The 16,216-nt window shown below is 34.4% G+C and carries 14 protein-coding genes, 2 tRNA genes and 2 pseudogenes; 2 read left to right on the forward strand and 16 right to left on the reverse strand.

The features are described from left to right. Positions 1-161 precede the first annotated feature (161 nt). The 3 genes and pseudogenes from BTOYO_RS08625 to BTOYO_RS28380 form a co-directional block, all read right to left on the reverse strand. Positions 162-1,160 (reverse strand): hypothetical protein, encoded by a 999-nt coding sequence (locus BTOYO_RS08625; RefSeq protein ID WP_000358252.1) that lies wholly within the window; start codon positions 1,158-1,160, stop codon positions 162-164. A 198-nt stretch (positions 1,161-1,358) separates the two neighbouring features. Then, a complete protein-coding gene (locus BTOYO_RS26100; RefSeq protein ID WP_001983650.1) occupies positions 1,359-1,607 on the reverse strand; it encodes a hypothetical protein in 249 nt (82 codons plus the stop codon). A 288-nt stretch (positions 1,608-1,895) separates the two neighbouring features. Continuing rightward, positions 1,896-2,008 (reverse strand): annotated as a pseudogene (locus tag BTOYO_RS28380) (group I intron-associated PD-(D/E)XK endonuclease); the annotation flags it as partial. A gap of 113 nt (positions 2,009-2,121) precedes the next feature. Between BTOYO_RS28380 and BTOYO_RS08630 the strand changes: the two are divergent. Further along, positions 2,122-2,736 (forward strand): PH domain-containing protein, encoded by a 615-nt coding sequence (locus BTOYO_RS08630; RefSeq protein ID WP_000473869.1) that lies wholly within the window; start codon positions 2,122-2,124, stop codon positions 2,734-2,736. Between the two features lie 83 nt (positions 2,737-2,819). Here BTOYO_RS08630 and BTOYO_RS08635 read toward each other — a convergent pair whose 3' ends face one another. The 13 genes and pseudogenes from BTOYO_RS08635 to BTOYO_RS26115 form a co-directional block, all read right to left on the reverse strand. Then, positions 2,820-3,020, reverse strand: a complete 201-nt coding sequence (locus tag BTOYO_RS08635; protein ID WP_000090056.1) for a hypothetical protein — start codon at positions 3,018-3,020, stop codon at positions 2,820-2,822. A 412-nt stretch (positions 3,021-3,432) separates the two neighbouring features. Beyond that, positions 3,433-3,506, reverse strand: a tRNA-Arg gene (locus BTOYO_RS08640). 1 nt (position 3,507) lies between these two features. Beyond that, a tRNA-Gly gene (locus BTOYO_RS08645) sits at positions 3,508-3,581 on the reverse strand. 109 nt (positions 3,582-3,690) lie between these two features. Further along, positions 3,691-4,194: a metallophosphoesterase gene (locus BTOYO_RS08650; RefSeq protein ID WP_000645514.1), complete on the reverse strand. Its 504-nt coding sequence runs from the start codon at positions 4,192-4,194 to the stop codon at positions 3,691-3,693. Between the two features lie 13 nt (positions 4,195-4,207). Beyond that, positions 4,208-4,816: an XTP/dITP diphosphatase gene (locus BTOYO_RS08655; protein WP_000815932.1), complete on the reverse strand. Its 609-nt coding sequence runs from the start codon at positions 4,814-4,816 to the stop codon at positions 4,208-4,210. Between the two features lie 11 nt (positions 4,817-4,827). Then, entirely contained in the window at positions 4,828-5,565 is a 738-nt protein-coding gene (rph, locus tag BTOYO_RS08660; protein ID WP_001261767.1) for a ribonuclease PH, read from the reverse strand. A gap of 128 nt (positions 5,566-5,693) precedes the next feature. Beyond that, entirely contained in the window at positions 5,694-6,740 is a 1,047-nt protein-coding gene (locus tag BTOYO_RS08665) for a GerMN domain-containing protein (RefSeq protein ID WP_001126735.1), read from the reverse strand. A 180-nt stretch (positions 6,741-6,920) separates the two neighbouring features. Beyond that, complete coding sequence (gene racE, locus BTOYO_RS08670; RefSeq protein ID WP_000773999.1) at positions 6,921-7,727, reverse strand: glutamate racemase; 807 nt, start codon at positions 7,725-7,727, stop codon at positions 6,921-6,923. A gap of 324 nt (positions 7,728-8,051) precedes the next feature. Next, entirely contained in the window at positions 8,052-8,723 is a 672-nt protein-coding gene (locus BTOYO_RS08675; protein WP_002039695.1) for a type 1 glutamine amidotransferase domain-containing protein, read from the reverse strand. Between the two features lie 107 nt (positions 8,724-8,830). Next, positions 8,831-8,920 (reverse strand): annotated as a pseudogene (gerE, locus tag BTOYO_RS08680) (spore germination transcription factor GerE); the annotation flags it as partial. Between the two features lie 64 nt (positions 8,921-8,984). Next, a complete protein-coding gene (locus BTOYO_RS08685; RefSeq protein ID WP_023441066.1) occupies positions 8,985-11,537 on the reverse strand; it encodes a hypothetical protein in 2,553 nt (850 codons plus the stop codon). 160 nt (positions 11,538-11,697) lie between these two features. Further along, positions 11,698-13,173, reverse strand: a complete 1,476-nt coding sequence (locus tag BTOYO_RS08690; RefSeq protein ID WP_041488049.1) for a recombinase family protein — start codon at positions 13,171-13,173, stop codon at positions 11,698-11,700. A 229-nt stretch (positions 13,174-13,402) separates the two neighbouring features. Next, on the reverse strand, positions 13,403-14,563 hold the full coding sequence (locus tag BTOYO_RS26115; protein ID WP_023441068.1) for an ATP-binding protein: 1,161 nt from the start codon (positions 14,561-14,563) through the stop codon (positions 13,403-13,405). Between the two features lie 377 nt (positions 14,564-14,940). Between BTOYO_RS26115 and BTOYO_RS08700 the strand changes: the two genes are divergently transcribed. Next, positions 14,941-15,723: a CPBP family intramembrane glutamic endopeptidase gene (locus BTOYO_RS08700; RefSeq protein WP_023441069.1), complete on the forward strand. Its 783-nt coding sequence runs from the start codon at positions 14,941-14,943 to the stop codon at positions 15,721-15,723. The last annotated feature ends 493 nt before the right edge of the window (positions 15,724-16,216 follow it).

Here is a 16,216-nt window from a genome sequence, read left to right on the forward strand (position 1 = left end):
GACAACTACGGTATATTTTGTTCGAGACTAATATGAAACATATTAAGTAAGAGAATTACACTTCTCTTCTCTTACAAACAGGCAGATTTCTGCCTTTTGCAACCCTTACATTATAACATAGAATATGCTCGTTTCAAGAACTGAACGATTCTTTTTCATAATTATACGGGCAAATATCCTTCTCTTTCAACACGCAATAACCATTGATAGGCAATATGAAACTCTTCTAATTCAATATTATATGCTGTCATAAGTTCTTCTTCATCAATAGCCAATCCGAAACGTTTTCTTCCAATTCTCTCTAAAACAGCAGCCCAAATCTCTACTTTATCCATTAATAGTGCAAATGGGAAAACGCTAATTTGTAATTCTTTCCAATATACAACCATCGCACTAAATATATCGGGATAATTTTGCTCCAATCGGCTTGATAATGTATGTATAATGTTATCGGATTGCTCCTCATTATGACCTGTAAATGCTGGAATCACTTTAACCCTATTTCCAAACTTTTCTACTTCTATCTCTTCTTCTACTTGATTTTCTATCATTTTATACAAAATAGAAGTTTTCAAATAAGGATGTTGCTTTTCGTCTATTAAAAATTTCTTTAAAACAGGTAATGCGAGATCCAAGTCTTTTAACGAAATCTGTTGAATCCCTCTCAGCTTTTGCCCAAAGTTTTCTCCAAAAATCTCCTTAGTAAATTCATCCAATTCGAAATTTGAATCAATTAGCGACGTGTCTTCTTCATTTAGCATACCTTCTGCAAATAAAGCGAGTTGCGCTAATTTTTCCTTTTGCTCAGGCATTATATCTTTCGTTCGCAAAACTTTTTCAACAGTTTCAATAACGCCTTCATAATCATTTGTTTGAACTAAAATCGTCACATACGTTTCAAGAATATCACCAAATAAGACAGCTCCTGTTTCAAGCAACTGTTCACATTTGTCTTTCGCTTCTTCCATACGTTTTAATTCCAGCAAACAAATAACGGAAGCTAATTCCGTTTGTTCCGTTTCTGCATTATACTGACGTAATATTTCAAAGCAGCGCAATGCATCTTCGAATTCCCGCTCTTTCAGCGCTAAAAAGCCTTCATCAATATAGCGTTCTGATAGTTGCGGAAACAATACGACCGTATTTTCTTTTTTATCCATACGTCCGCCTCTTTTTCTAGATTTTAATGATCTTCAAAGTAAATATATCAAATGCGTAATAAGAACACAACAATCTAAAACCTTTTGTTTGAAATATAAAAATATTCTATTTTTATATTTCAATACAGCTAAATCTTTATTAAAAAATCAAAATTATACAAATAAAAATCCTCAGCAACAGACGCAGAGGATTCATCATTAATGGAAAGCTTTTATAATTGTGGGGTATATTACAAGGGTAATAATTTGGAGAACAATAATTGCCATAACAATCATGCTAAAATAGAAGATTGGCTTACTTCGCTTCATTAAAAACATAATAATAAGCATCGTGCAAGCAAACAAACTTAAGAAAAACAAACTCGTTGTCGAACTAAGTATACCACTCGGGACAAAGAACAATAACACTACACTACAAGTACCTATAATTCCAAATAACCATTCCATTCATTCACTCATTCCCTTTCCCTCTCATGGTAGTTTTTTTTACTAAGCGATTAAATGTTTTACAACATCAACTACATACGTTAATTTCTCATACGCTACAAATCCAAAAGCAACTGTTAAGCCTGTTACAACTAATCCCTTCATCATTTCTTCCTCCTCGTTTTATCGTTGTTACCTTCATTATAAAAGATTAGCAAATTCTTACCATCGAACTACCTTACAGTTACCTTACAGAATTGTAAGATTTCAAAAGGGTTAGAAAAACACCTCCTATCGCTTGAGGTGCTTTCATGGAATTTCTCTATAATCACTTGCAACATTAACTTTTTCTCTTGATAATTTTTCGGAGAATCAACTCTCAAACTAATGGATTTATTAAATAATTTAGGATCGAAATAATATTCGTTATTTTTCTTAACTTACCTTCAAATATTTTCGCCTTACAAGAAAACATTTTGTTAAAATCATGTTAATATATTTTTGTATAATTAAGAATTTAAAAGGGGGATTATATATGTTTAAAAAAATGGCTGCAGATGTATTAGGACTAAGCGATGTAGGGTCTGTCATTACACCGAAAGATTACGATAAGGTTGATGCTGATGATTACGTGATGCATGAAGATGGAGAGAAAATTTATTTTCTAATTAAATCAAAATCAGATGAATATTGTTTCACAAACAAAGGATTAATCCACCTAGATGGCACAAGCGCAACAAGTAAAAAACGTACACTACGCCGCTTTAGCTATAGTAAATATCAAATTAAAAACGTAGCACTTGAAACTGCCGGAACGATTGATTTAGATGTAGAAATTAAGTTTCAAATGGGAGATGAGCATTATTCAATTGATGTTCATAAAAAACACATTGAAGAATTAAAAGATTTATATAAGGCTTTACTTAAAATAGAAGAAATTTCATACGACAACGATATTACATTGCAGTATGCACATAAAAGTCTAGATATGGCATCTAACGCTTTTAGCCGTATCTCAAATGCGCAAGTAAATTTAGCAGAGCAATTTAAAGAGATGAATGAAATCGCCTTTAACTGGCTCGTTGATACGAAAAAACAATATAATGTGAAAGATTATGGTTTTGTCTTTGAGAAGTTTATTAATAACTAAACAAAAAACCTTGTTATCAAAAGATAACAAGGTTTTTTAGCGTCCCAGGAGAGGTTCGAACTCTCGGCCCGCTCATTTCCGTACTATTTTATATATTTTGATCGCAGTCTTAATATATCTTCCTCTTCGCGAATGCCTGCCGATCCCTTCCTCACATTTTTTACGACAGTCCAATTCGGGTTAGTTTCATCACCGATGTTCTGTATTGTAAAGTTGCCGTCACCATATTTCCGTTGACCTTCTGCCAATTTCTCCGTTAAATCATTCTCTTTTGCTCTCGCCATCTTTGCGCCATCTCCCTTTTTTATACAACCTTCTTAAACTGTCCAACCAATCACACGTCCAGTCAATTGGAGATTCTCGTTTTCCGCTTCTATTAATTGTAACACACTGTCGGGGATAAGTTTCGATAACGGGTGCTCAATCGTACTAGAATGATAAAAAGTTTTATAACACTCTAAGTGAACAATTGGGATAATATAGATATGGATTTAAGTTCCATCATAAGCCTATTGATTCTTTAAATTAAACAAGAGAAATAGAGCGCATAAATGGCGCTCTTTTCTTAATGCACTTTAATCTGTTGTATATAATAATTATTATATGTTACGTTATATTTTTTACACCTCTTGCACATACATCAATTTTTAGACAAACAAAAAACCTTGTTATCAAAAGATAACAAGGTTTTCTTAGCGTCCCAGGAGAGATTCGAACTCCCGACCGTACGCTTAGAAGGCGTATGCTCTATCCGGCTGAGCTACTGGGACATGGAGCGGGTGAAGAGAATCGAACTCTCGACCAGAGCTTGGAAGGCTCTTGTTTTACCACTAAACTACACCCGCATATGTTATTTTATTTTTCTTCGTTAGCGCTTTTGCCCTATCGACAATATTTATTATATGTATATCCATACATAAAGTCAACACCTTTTTTAAAAGAGGATAATTTTTCTTATCCTCTTTTAAAAACTGCTTGTTCAACTAGTTGTCCGTCTAATGTTTCAAAGCGAACATCTATATGTTTTTCATTCATTTCTAATAAGGCAAATGTCTTTTCTACACGCTGACGTGGTAATAAAATACTTCCTGGATTGATAAATAAAACTCCATCAATAAATTCCGCACCTAATACGTGAGAATGTCCGAAGCATGCAACTTGTGCCCCCACTTCTTCTGCATAGTACGCTAACGTTTGTAAAGTCATTTTCACGTTATGACGATGTCCATGCACAACTAAGAAGCGAATGCCATCTACGTCAGTTACAATTTCATCTTGAAAGTTAGCATAATCACAATTTCCTTTTACAACATGGAAACCTTGCAGTTCTTCATGAGCAGGCGTTAACTCCGAATCACCACAATGAATCATGACATCTACTTTCCCTTCATATTTCTCTTTTAACTGCTGTAATTCCTTCACAGAGCTATGACTATCGCTTACGATTAAAGCTTTCATCAATCTCTCTCCCTCATTCTCCTAAAAACCATTCCGGAATTTTTTCTTCTAACTTACGAAGAGCACGTCCGCGGTGACTAATGGCATTTTTCTCATCTGAACTTAGTTCTGCCATCGCTTTTTTATATTCTTCTACATAAAAGATTGGATCATATCCAAAGCCGTTTTCCCCGCGGCGCTGTTCTAAAATGTACCCTTCACACGTTCCATTCACAATGACCGGTTCTTTATCCGCTTCTGGGAATGCAACTGCTAATGCACAGTAGAAACGCGCTTTACGTTTTTCAAAGTCAATTCCATTTAATTCTTGTAACACTTTATCCATGTTCGCTTGATCGTCTTTCGGCTCTCCTGCAAACCGAGCTGAATACACGCCTGGTTTTCCGTTTAAAGCATCTACGATCAGACCTGAATCATCCGCAATTACGATAGAATCCAACTGTCTACTCAAACTATCTGCTTTTAAGATTGCATTTTCTTCAAACGTTTCACCAGTTTCTTCGACTTCTTCAATATGAGGAAAATCGTGTAATGATTTCACTTCTAAATCAAAGCGCTCAAATAACTCAGCAAACTCACGCACTTTCCCCATATTTTTTGTCGCAACAACAACTTGTTTCATATTTTCCACCTCTACTCTATATGAGATACGATGTCACCTAACGCTTCTTTTTGCATGTCAATTAGTTGGAAAATGCCTTGTTCCGCAGCATCAAGTAGTTCATTTAACTGTGTTCTGCTAAACGTCGCTTCTTCTCCAGTTCCTTGCACTTCGACAAACTGACCTTTTCCAGTCATAATCACGTTCATATCAACGTCCGCTTTAGAATCTTCTGCATAGTTTAAATCTAAAACAACACCTTGCTCTTCCACAATTCCCACTGACGTTGCTGCTAAATAATCTTTTACTGGAATTTTAGATACTTTTTCTGCTTGTAATAACTTCTCAAACGCTAATACCATCGCTACATATGCACCTGTAATAGAAGCTGTTCTCGTTCCACCATCTGCTTGAATAACATCACAGTCAATCCAAACTGTTCTCTCGCCAAGTGCTTCTAAGTCAACTACCGCACGTAATGCTCGTCCAATTAAACGCTGGATTTCCATTGTACGTCCAGTTACTTTCCCTTTACTTGACTCCCTGATTGTACGTTGTTCTGTTGCACGCGGAATCATCGCGTATTCAGCTGTTACCCAGCCCTTTCCTTCCCCGCGCATAAACGGTGGGACACGCTCTTCAATTGTCGCTGAGCAAATTACCTTTGTATCCCCAACTTCAATTAATACTGAGCCTTCTGGGTGTTTTAAATAATTCGTATGAATATGTATATGGCGTAATTCTGTTTTCTCTCTACCATCTACTCGCATAAAAATAACCTCCTCATAACTACTTGTTAGTATAGCCAAACTTAAATGTATGATATGTATACAATAAAAGAAGGGGAACCCAAAAAGCAATTCCCCTTTCTTACTTAAGTATATCAAATTATCCACGATTAAAAACTACCTGTATTCACGTTTTCTGGACGATCTACAGGTTTTATTAACTTTCCGCCCTTTTCATCTATAAGATTTGCTTTACCATTTACCTCAATAGAAACACTTTTTACGCCTTTCTTTTCTGTCAAAGATAAAACTAACGACTTCAATACGTAATTTGAAACCATATTTTTATCTGGGTTTACAAATATATTTTCATTAAAGTTTAATGTAAGATTTCCGTCTTGCAATTTTGGATTCGTAATAAGCTTAACTCCTGGGTTAAAATCATTCAGGAGCGATTGATGAATCGGTCCTTTTACAAGTTCATCTATAATGGTTGCATAATCATTTTCTTTTCCCTCTACAACGCGGCGTGTTACCGGTACATAATATTGCTGCTTATCATTATTTTGCGCCATAAAGTAAAGCGTAACTGGTTTTGTATTTGTTACATCTGCCACTTGTTCATCATCAAAGTTAATACCATTCGCACGACTCACCCCTTCTCCAAGCGGTGTACCCGCGACAGGCATCTTCGCTAACTTTTCACCATTTATCTGAAACTGCACTTGTTTTATTTCTTTAAATTGAGTCAAAGTCCACGCTACTGACTCAACAATTTGACGCTCTTCTTCTTTTGCATAGTTTTTCATTTCTTTAGAGAAATCAATTACTGCTGTCCCATCTTTTTTCAAATCTAGAGTCATCGATGTATTTGCTGGAATGACTGCACGGAACCCATTCGGTAATAAATCAGTTACCGGCCCATCTTTCACAAGGTATTCTAGCGTTTGCTGTATTACTTCATTCGCTTTCGGAGTAGGCATTGCGATTGTTTGCGGTACAACATATCCATTTTTATCAACTAAGTATATTTCTCTATTTATCGTTTGCCCTTGTTTATTTTGAGCCGTCCCTTTCTTTTCACCATCTGTATACGTAACTTTTTTTGGTGGATCAATTTGTTCGGTCGCTTTCTCCTGATTTATGAAGCCGCACCCTGTTAATAAAACAGCACTTACCGTAGCACCAATAACCCATTTAAAAGTGGATTTAGGCATGCCTTCCCCCCCTAAAAACTAAGTTTGTACTATTATGTATACGAGCTATTTCACGTTTTAGAACAAGCTGTTCTTCTTATAAAGTGAAACTTTAATCAGCAGGGTCTTACTGCCCGGCAAATAGCGGGATAAACAAAAAACCCCTAATATCTCAGGGGTTCACTTATATGAATTCTATTATTATTCTTCTAAATGAATATGCTTCACATTTTCAATCGGCTGACCGAACCATTTTGATGCAATTTCTTTAAATAGGCCTATTTTCCCTGTTGTTAAGAAGAGATGATCACTTTGTTCCTCTCCCTCATTCAACATTTTACTATGATATAAAATTGTACTTACTTCACGCGCTGTTTCATCACCAGAACTAATTAGTTGCACTTTATCTCCCATTACCTTTTTAATAACAGGACCTAAAATTGGATAATGTGTACAACCTAAAATAAGTGTATCAATATCGGTATTTTTCAGCGGTTGCAATGTTTCTCTTACAACTTCATACGCCATTTCACTTTCGAAATTCCCACTTTCTACAAGTTCGACGAAAGGCGGACATGCTAAACTTTCTACCATAACACGGTTATTAATAGACTTTAACGCTTCTTCGTATGCACCACTTTTCACCGTTCCAATCGTACCAATAATCCCAACATGATACGTATTTGTCACTTTTAAAGCTGTACGTGATCCTGGGTGAATAACTCCCACTACCGGAATTGGTAATTGTTTCTGCATTTCTTCTAATACAACCGCAGTTGCTGTATTACACGCAATAACTAACATCTTGATATTTAAATCTAGTAAATGCTCCGTCATTTCCCACGTAAATTGACGCACTTCTTCTCGAGAACGTGGACCATAAGGGCAACGCGCTGTATCCCCTAAATATATAATACGCTCTTTCGGCAACTGACGAATTAATTCCTTCGCTACAGTTAAACCACCAACTCCTGAATCGATAACACCGATTGCTCTATTCAACTTCATCACCCGTTTTCTCATTCATCATCTTATTTTATCATTATATTTTACACACTTTAAGTTCGCTCACTTAAACTGCTTCTGTATGAAAATTTTCATTTGTACCTGTATAGACTAGGACCTTTTTTATTTTGCTCCTTTTTTTCATAATTTGCAAGACAGAAAAATAACCGACCTTCTATACGAAAGTCGGTTTCTTCTATATAAAGTGCATATTTACCTCGCTATTTGCCGGGCAGTAAGACCCCCACTAATTAAAGTTTCACTTTATTGCTCCATCTTTTTTTTGGAAAGAAGACATTCCTATTAATAAGAAGAAATGAGCAGAAATTAAAAGGACGATAATTTATTTACAGCCCTTTTTATAGCCTTACCTATTTCCACGCTAGACTGCGGATTTTGCCCTGTAATTAAACGACCATCCACTACAACATGTGGCGTAAAATTAGGAGCGACATAAAACAAAGCCCCTTCTTCTTTCAATTTACTTTCTAGCAAAAATGGAACTCGCTTTTCTAAATGTACAGCTTTTTCTTCATCGTTTGTATAACCTGTTATACGCTTACCGGCAACAAAAAACGAACCATCTTTATTTTTCACACCAACTAAAGAACTTACCCCGTGACAAACAGCCGCTACAATCCGGTTATTGTTATACATATTCTCAATTAAATTTGCTACATATGGATTACCTGGAAAATCTACAATCGCCCCGTGTCCACCACCAAATAATACCGCATCATACTCTGAAGAATGGACAGTTGAAATCACCCTCGTATTTTGCAATAAAGAAGCGACATGCTTAAATTCACGAGGTATGCCATTCGGAATAGATACTCTATCAATCGGCACTCTTCCGCCTTTTATAGAAACAATATCAACATCGAACTTAGCTTTTTTAAATAAAAGATAAGGAGCTGCGAGCTCTTCCAGCCACAAACCAGTCGGGTGTCCATTCATATCATGAGCACTTGTTGAAACTAACAGTATCCTTTTCAACATATCCCCTCCTTATTACCTATTTATGTATGAAACGTTTTTATCATTCATATAGCACGTGAAACAAACAGAAAAATAGCCGACCTTTCATATAAAAGTCGGCTGCTTTCTTATAGTTCGAGCTCTCCCATGCGAAGAAGCTCAACAACTGCTTGTGAACGTCCTTTAACCCCTAGCTTTTGCATTGCGTTTGTGATGTGTAGTGATTGCAAAAAGGAATTGCCCCTCTTCCCGTCTACTCACGTAAATGTTCCATAATAATTATTAAATACTATATCCTTGAATAATTTCATTTGTCTGAGCTACAAAACAACACTCTTCAGGATAGACCAAGATAGAATGATGATAACTATTCTTGTTAAACGAATGACTTTTGAACACATTCCCATTCTCATATATAGCCGCGGCTATTGTTTCCAAATTATTTGATACTATCCATAGATAAATGTTCTTATTTGGAATCCATACTACCCTTGATTCGAACGCTTTCGGAAGAGCGCTATACCTCCACAAGACTTCACCTTGATAATTGTAACCTTTTACTTCTGCTTTTGTCACAACCACTAAGCTACTCGATCCCAATGTCACAGATTGAATGTTTTCTTGCTCTTTAATTTCAAGGATTTTCTCTAAATTCGTGTTATAGAACGATACCAATCTTGTTCCTATTCGCAATACCAAATTATGTTCCATTGTTTCATAAGCTTCATAAATAGCCGCCGAAAACTTTAATTCTATTTTACTATTTCGACTTTCCAATTCATATTTTTTCTTGTCTGTTCTTTTTAATCTGAAGTTAGGTAAACTTACATCGTTTAATCCTGCACCGAACACATTCCGTTTTTCACTTTCAACATCGGATTCATTTATTTTTAGTCTCCATTTTCCTTTGCCGTCGATTTCGAATATACCAGAAACAGACTTCTCGCCTCTATCAGAAGCAAAATGAACAATAGCCCTGTCCTCGGAAATAAAATCCAGATTAAATCCATGAGCATCCACTTTGAATTTATCAAGTTGCTGACCATCTTTTGAATAGGTAACAATATGACCAGGAAGATAGGTAATTTCTGATCCTGAAGGTATACTTGTAAACAAAACCTCTCCATCTAAAGATAAGAATAGCGACCACATAGATGAATATATATGGTTTTCCCAAATAACATTTTCACTAAGGTCATAACATACTAATTTATGGCTCAAACGATCTTTTTCTCTTTGTTTATCAGATAACTTTGCTAATTCATTAATTGATTTCCGCGGTCCTTCCTCAACCACGTAGACCCTTTGATTTTTCATGTCAATAACCCGACTACCAAACCACTCTTTTTTACTCTTTATCTCCCATTTTGCTGAAAACCGCTTAGTCACAGTAATCTCAGGTGCCACCTCACTTTGAACATCAATCTTTTCTACATCCGTAAAGGTTTTAGCCTCAAAATGTTGCCATTGGTGATTTTCAGGAGCTAACCAAAAGTATCCTTGATTATGAATCCCTCCATCAAAAAACACATTTTGACCAGATAAAATGAATAATTTCATTCCAGGGTGCCCTTCTGAGCCTTTTATGAGGTTCCCAGTGTCTTTGTGTAGTTCATATAATCGATTATCTTCACACACAACTAAATATTTTTCTTGATTAGGAATCAATTGAATAGTAGCGGCTTGTTTTGGTAGCTGCGCGCCATAAATAAATTTCCCTTCTCTGTTTAACCAGAAAGTTTCTCCAGATTGAAAAGAGACAACCAATTTATTCTCTATCCAACAGATATATCTACCTTCATTTTTAAATGCATTAATCCATTTGAGCCTCCCACTACTATCCCAAGCAGAAACTCGCCCCTTCTCTTCTAAAATGAACACCATGTCAGTTTTGTGATCATGTGCGAAACCAGCGAATGGCGAATTAAAACTCATTCTCTCAAATCCCATAGAAAATTGAGCTGCTAATTGTTTAGCAAACATACTTATTGCTTCTTCTTCAGTTTTTGGCGGGGCAGATAATTCACGTTGAAGTTCTTCTTGTTTTTGTTGTAATTCTTTTTCTTTCAGTTCAGAAATAGCAATTCTAGCTTTTAAATTACCGTTATTGTCCAATCGATACAATCTATCCATACTCGAGACAAAAATATCGGTTGAATCCGCTGACACCTCAAGTAAATAAGGCATAAAACTCAGCTCACCAAACATCGTAGAGAGTATTTCTTTAAAAGCAATGCCCCATTTTAGATCTCCATTAAAGTCAAAGCAATAGAGTTTACCTGGACCGTCATATGTTTCCCGGGTTCCCACTAACCAAAAATCATTACCTATCGCAAATCTAAAGGGTTGCCATTGAAACTCATATACAATAGCTCGCTTATTCTTATAATGTACAAAAGCAACCTTTTCTTTATCGTGAAGTAGAGCACCCATTTGATTCACAGCAACAGGATGCATTTTTTCTAATGCTGTTTCTTTTAAATTTATTTGTTGTACTTGTTCTTTAGTAATAATTTCAATAGTTTCTGCAGCCTCGACAATAAGTAAATCTTGATTATGATAAAGATGTCGAAACTTCCTACGAGACCTTGTTTCAAAATTTATTAATTTAGGATTTTTCTTAGCTACAGAAAAAAATGAATTCCATGTGAGCTGACTATTCATTTTTAAAGGAATAGTCGATATTGGTCGAATTGTACCTTTTTCAACAAAATCATAGTATTTATTTTGTTTAACTCTTCCTAAATGGCGCTCCGAATTTACCATTGGACCATTATTAGGTTCCTTAACAGCCGGATTAGAAAATAACTTCTTTATTGTATTGAATATCCCCATAATTATCCCTCTCTGAATAAAAATTAATCTATTTTCTTAAATTATCTCTTTGCAAACTTATTTCTCTAATTAGATACTAACATAAAAATTTCCATATATAACTAACTACTTGTGCAATGTAATTATCCATTTCAAAAATAAGAAGGGATATGCCCCCTTCTTATAACGGACTTTCAAAAGTATATATAATATCCACCGTCCCATTTTGATGGATATTGATTTTTTGAATTAATGTTTGAAATACGTGAATTAAATCTTGCTCTTGCTTTTGTAACTGCTCAAAGGCTTGTTTTATCGTTTGAATATCCATTTGAACATGATTACCATTTTGTATCACCAATAATTCATGATCCGCTTTGATTATTTCTGCTTCAAGATCGTTCCGTTTTTTTTCAAACTCTTCTTTATTAATAAGTTCTTCTAAATACAAATCTAGTAGTGTTTTTTTCTTTTGCTGATTTGTACTCATAAGCTGTTGTAACTTTTTTATCTTTTTCTCTTGCCCCCTTTCGACATTGCTTTGAAGCCTTAAAGTCACAGACTCTCCTTTTTCCACTAGTAATTTTATGATAAACTGACGAAAATCCCCATATTGAATCGGCACATGATTTACACAACCATGCTTTCCTGCCCGACGATATTGAGAACACTTTAAATATTTCCATTCCGTTCGCTCTCCACTTTTCTTTTTCAAATGAGACTGTATAATTACCATATTAGAACCACAGACTGCACATTTTGCTAGATTGCGAAATTCATTCCAAGCTGTGATTTTCGTTTTATTTGTTTTATTTTTTTTTCGATTTGCTTGATTCCATATCTCTTCTTCAACAATCTTAGGGTGATGGTTAGGAAAAACAAACCATTTTTCTTTTGGATTTCGAATTTGTTTTTTCTTACCACCAACTTTTACTGAAGTATATTGATTTAAAATAAAGGTTCCTTTATAAATTGAACTTTGAAGGATTCTTTGAACTGATGTCATTTGCCAGTTCTTTTTAGTTTTCGACTTTATACCCAATCGATTTAATTCATTTGTTATTTTTTTATATCCCCAACCTTCGAGATACCATTTATACATCATTTGAACAACTTGGGCTTCTTCCTCATTAATAACCAATTTTTGATTTTCACGATTGTATCCATACGGAACTTTCCCAATATGCTCCCCACGACGTACTTTTACTGCCAAAGCTGCCGTAATACTAGACGAAAGCGTTCTACTGTATTGAGCTGAAAATAAAGACCACAGCTCAAATGCCATATCATTTTTTCCAGCCTTTACAGAATCGTAACCTTCTTCAACAGAAATGATTCGAACATGATGAGCTAAAAACACCTCACGAATCTCTAGTGAATCCTTCAAATCTCTCGCCAAACGTGAAATGGATTTAAAAACAACCATATTAATTTCTTTTGCTTTTGCTTTCTGTAGCAACAACTGAATAGAGGGGCGATCTACAAATAAAGTCCCACTTATTCCTTCATCTTTAAAAACACGTTTCTCATCCCAATTGAATCCATTTCGTTCTAACCAATTCCGACAGATATCTATTTGGTTTTCGACGGATGAAACTTGTTCATCTCGGTCAGTTGATACACGAACATATACTGCGTAAGACTCCAATACTTTCACCTCCCATCTCCGAACCACCAGACTACCGAACTTCAAACCAAGGCTTTACCACTTTATTTACGCTCTTATAAAAGATATGACACCTTATTGTTTTTTCATTACTAAAAGAACAAACAACTTGTTTTAACATTAATATGGCTTTAACTACACACAAAAATTCATTTTAATAAATCGTTTTTATAAAAATGAATTTTATATACAAATAAAAAAGGAACTATCATAGTTCCTTTTATACAACTTCTATTGCTAACTCCCCAGTAATAGGTTTCGGGAGATTTTCAGCATATATTGTATACTTCCAATTGCAAACTTTCCCACGAACTTTCGGTCCAAATGACACTCTTAATTCTTCACCAAAGGCTTCCATGTTCTGCTGATGTTTAAGAGCACCTACATCAGCTTCAACAATAAAGTAATGCTCTTCTGTCTCCACGCTTGGATAATGCATCATATTAGTAAGTCCTGAATTTTGAAAAGATGTATGTAATATCCCTCGACTAGGCTCTGAATGAATGCAGTCCATTACTATAACCCCATCTTCTCTTGGAATTTCCATTCGAATCGATACATCTTCTAAATATTTATCACCATCATTTCGCAGAATTATATTTAATTTATGCGAAATCTCTTCCCCTAAATAAAACCAATCATCCTCATCATAAGTTTCTTCGACATTTTTTAGGTTTTCCTTTAAAGTTTCTGTACTTCTTTGTGCATACGGTACTACTTGAAAAGGAGTCCACACTACATGCTGAAAAGGATTTGTTTCAACTTCCCCTTCTCTTTCCCTCCTACTTAATTCCGCCTCAATTCTTTCTTTAGCTAATTGAGAAGGGAGCCTTACTTCTTTATTTCCCTCTATAACTATTTTTTTCTCTAATCTGCTATTAAAACCAACTGAAATTTTCCCATTAAAATATTGATTTGATCGAAATACTAGCAGTTCATCTAAATCTCGTCTTGTTAATCGATCTTGTTGACTGCCTCTTCGAATGTAACAATCCCCTTTTTTTAAGCCCTGAAAGTCTTTCTTCATCATATAGGGAGGGTTATTACAAGGACCAATCTCAAATACACCTAATAAGTTCCCATCTACTTCAACTGGAGAATATGAAAACTCAATAGCCGGTTCAATATTTTCTCGAATAACTTGTTCATACGTTGCTTGATCTATAAAACTTTCCCTAGGAATAGGATGGAATTCTTTTGTTCCATCCGGTTTATCTTTGACACCAACAACAATGTATTTTTTATTGTCAATTGGTGTATTTGCCATTGACATAATATCCTTAATTAAATCTTTGTTTTTTTCTTTTTGATATTGTTCTCTTTTAAAATCTAAATTTGTACCTTCACGTTCATATTTTACTAACCATTCAATATTCCCCAAACTACATTCCCCTTTATAATCAATTATCTGTATTACATGTATAATATTTCTATCGAATGTTTATAAATATTATAAAATGCATATAGATTTTATACAATAACGACCAACTATATATAGTGATTTTATCTTTAAAACGGTCTATAAAACCATTCTCCTCATACAAACCCATTCCCCATCTAACTTTACTTACTTCCCCAAAATATACATTACATATTCCTACATTTAACAATACAATCCTTGTCCTAATTCACTAAAAGAAAATTCAGTTTGAGTAGTAATTCCTTCGACTTTCTTTTTGTTAGAAGTTTTTTCATAACAAACTTCCTTACAGTATATACATGTACAAACCAACTCTAAAATAAAGGATGTGCCTTCATGTGAATGAATCGCCCTCAATTTACCGGTTATTAAATAAGTTTAATTACATACCAGAGCCAACAAGTTTTCCTTACCAAAAATCATTTTTATATTTTTTATTAATTCCAAGCTTGATTATAACCTTGAACACAGGAATATATACTCCAATTTTATTAACTCTTGTGTGCCTACTTATTGGTTATAAAGATATACACGTTTTTTTAGATTTTAAAAGATACAAACCAAAAAAAATTCTAAAATTATCCATCTCCTTGCTTATTATTAATTTTCTCTTTTCGTTATTAGTGTTAGAAATGCTGAACCTTTTTAACATTAATGATCCCCAAGGAATTAGGGGGATGGTATATACAAATAAGGAGTATCTAGATAAATTATTACAGTTGCCATTTATCGCCGTTGGTGAAGAATTTTATAAACTTCTAATATTTATTTCTTTCTTTATTTTACTGTCTCAATTTTCAGGACACACAAGAATATTTATTGCTATAGTCTTAGCTTCCTTTATGTTTGGTTATATGCATGTATTCAGTTATAAACTAACTGCAGGATTACCTTTAATGATTGGCGCCATTCCTACCTTTTACTTTATGCTTTATTATAGAAGCATTCTCCCATTGATTATCGAGCATTTCCTCTTCGATTTCCTTTCTTTTTCGTTACATACACAGTATCAAGATTTTTTATTAACTTTTCTTCAGGGGGTTCTTATTATATTTTGTATTTGGCAAGTCATTAAAAGTTCACCAAAGAAGAAAAAACCTAACACACATCAAAAAATATAAGAAAAAAGGTATAAACGCAGCACTGATGCCTAGCGCTTAATGCATTTTAAAACACAAATACTTAAAATAGCCATCGATATATCGGTGGCTATTTTTTAGAAGAAATTATCCTATTACTTTTTAACATAACAAATTAAATATGACAGAGGTAAAATAACAAACTTTATATAAGCCTTGTAAAAAGAAATGTTTCATAACATACACATTACATAATAACCGCACTCAATTTAAATAAAAAAATTCTCTTTAAAGATGCTTAATTCTCCTCACTGGATTCTTGTTTCTATAACATGAATACTGTTCCTATTTCAAAATTCGCTAGCAAACTTTGAAAATTAATCAATTTATAATTCACCTCAGTGCCGAATGACACAAGACATCTTCATCCTTACACCGAGAAAGAAACATCCTGAATTTTCTTTATTTACAAACAAAAGGGTAAACCTTATATATCATGGAATCTTGTCCTACTTTTTAAAAAAATCGCTCGGTA

This window comes from Bacillus toyonensis BCT-7112, assembly GCF_000496285.1.
Lineage (GTDB): Bacteria > Bacillota > Bacilli > Bacillales > Bacillaceae_G > Bacillus_A > Bacillus_A toyonensis.

Bases quoted from the DNA above. Each gene is read 5' to 3' on its own strand.
- BTOYO_RS08625 (WP_000358252.1), bottom strand. From the start codon at position 1,160: ATGGATAAAAAAGAAAATACGGTCGTATTGTTTCCGCAACTATCAGAA.
- BTOYO_RS26100 (WP_001983650.1), bottom strand. From the start codon at position 1,607: ATGGAATGGTTATTTGGAATTATAGGTACTTGTAGTGTAGTGTTATTG.
- BTOYO_RS08630 (WP_000473869.1), top strand. From the start codon at position 2,122: ATGTTTAAAAAAATGGCTGCAGATGTATTAGGACTAAGCGATGTAGGG.
- BTOYO_RS08635 (WP_000090056.1), bottom strand. From the start codon at position 3,020: ATGGCGAGAGCAAAAGAGAATGATTTAACGGAGAAATTGGCAGAAGGT.
- BTOYO_RS08650 (WP_000645514.1), bottom strand. From the start codon at position 4,194: ATGAAAGCTTTAATCGTAAGCGATAGTCATAGCTCTGTGAAGGAATTA.
- BTOYO_RS08655 (WP_000815932.1), bottom strand. From the start codon at position 4,816: ATGAAACAAGTTGTTGTTGCGACAAAAAATATGGGGAAAGTGCGTGAG.
- rph (WP_001261767.1), bottom strand. From the start codon at position 5,565: ATGCGAGTAGATGGTAGAGAGAAAACAGAATTACGCCATATACATATT.
- BTOYO_RS08665 (WP_001126735.1), bottom strand. From the start codon at position 6,740: ATGCCTAAATCCACTTTTAAATGGGTTATTGGTGCTACGGTAAGTGCT.
- racE (WP_000773999.1), bottom strand. From the start codon at position 7,727: ATGAAGTTGAATAGAGCAATCGGTGTTATCGATTCAGGAGTTGGTGGT.
- BTOYO_RS08675 (WP_002039695.1), bottom strand. From the start codon at position 8,723: ATGTTGAAAAGGATACTGTTAGTTTCAACAAGTGCTCATGATATGAAT.
- BTOYO_RS08685 (WP_023441066.1), bottom strand. From the start codon at position 11,537: ATGGGGATATTCAATACAATAAAGAAGTTATTTTCTAATCCGGCTGTT.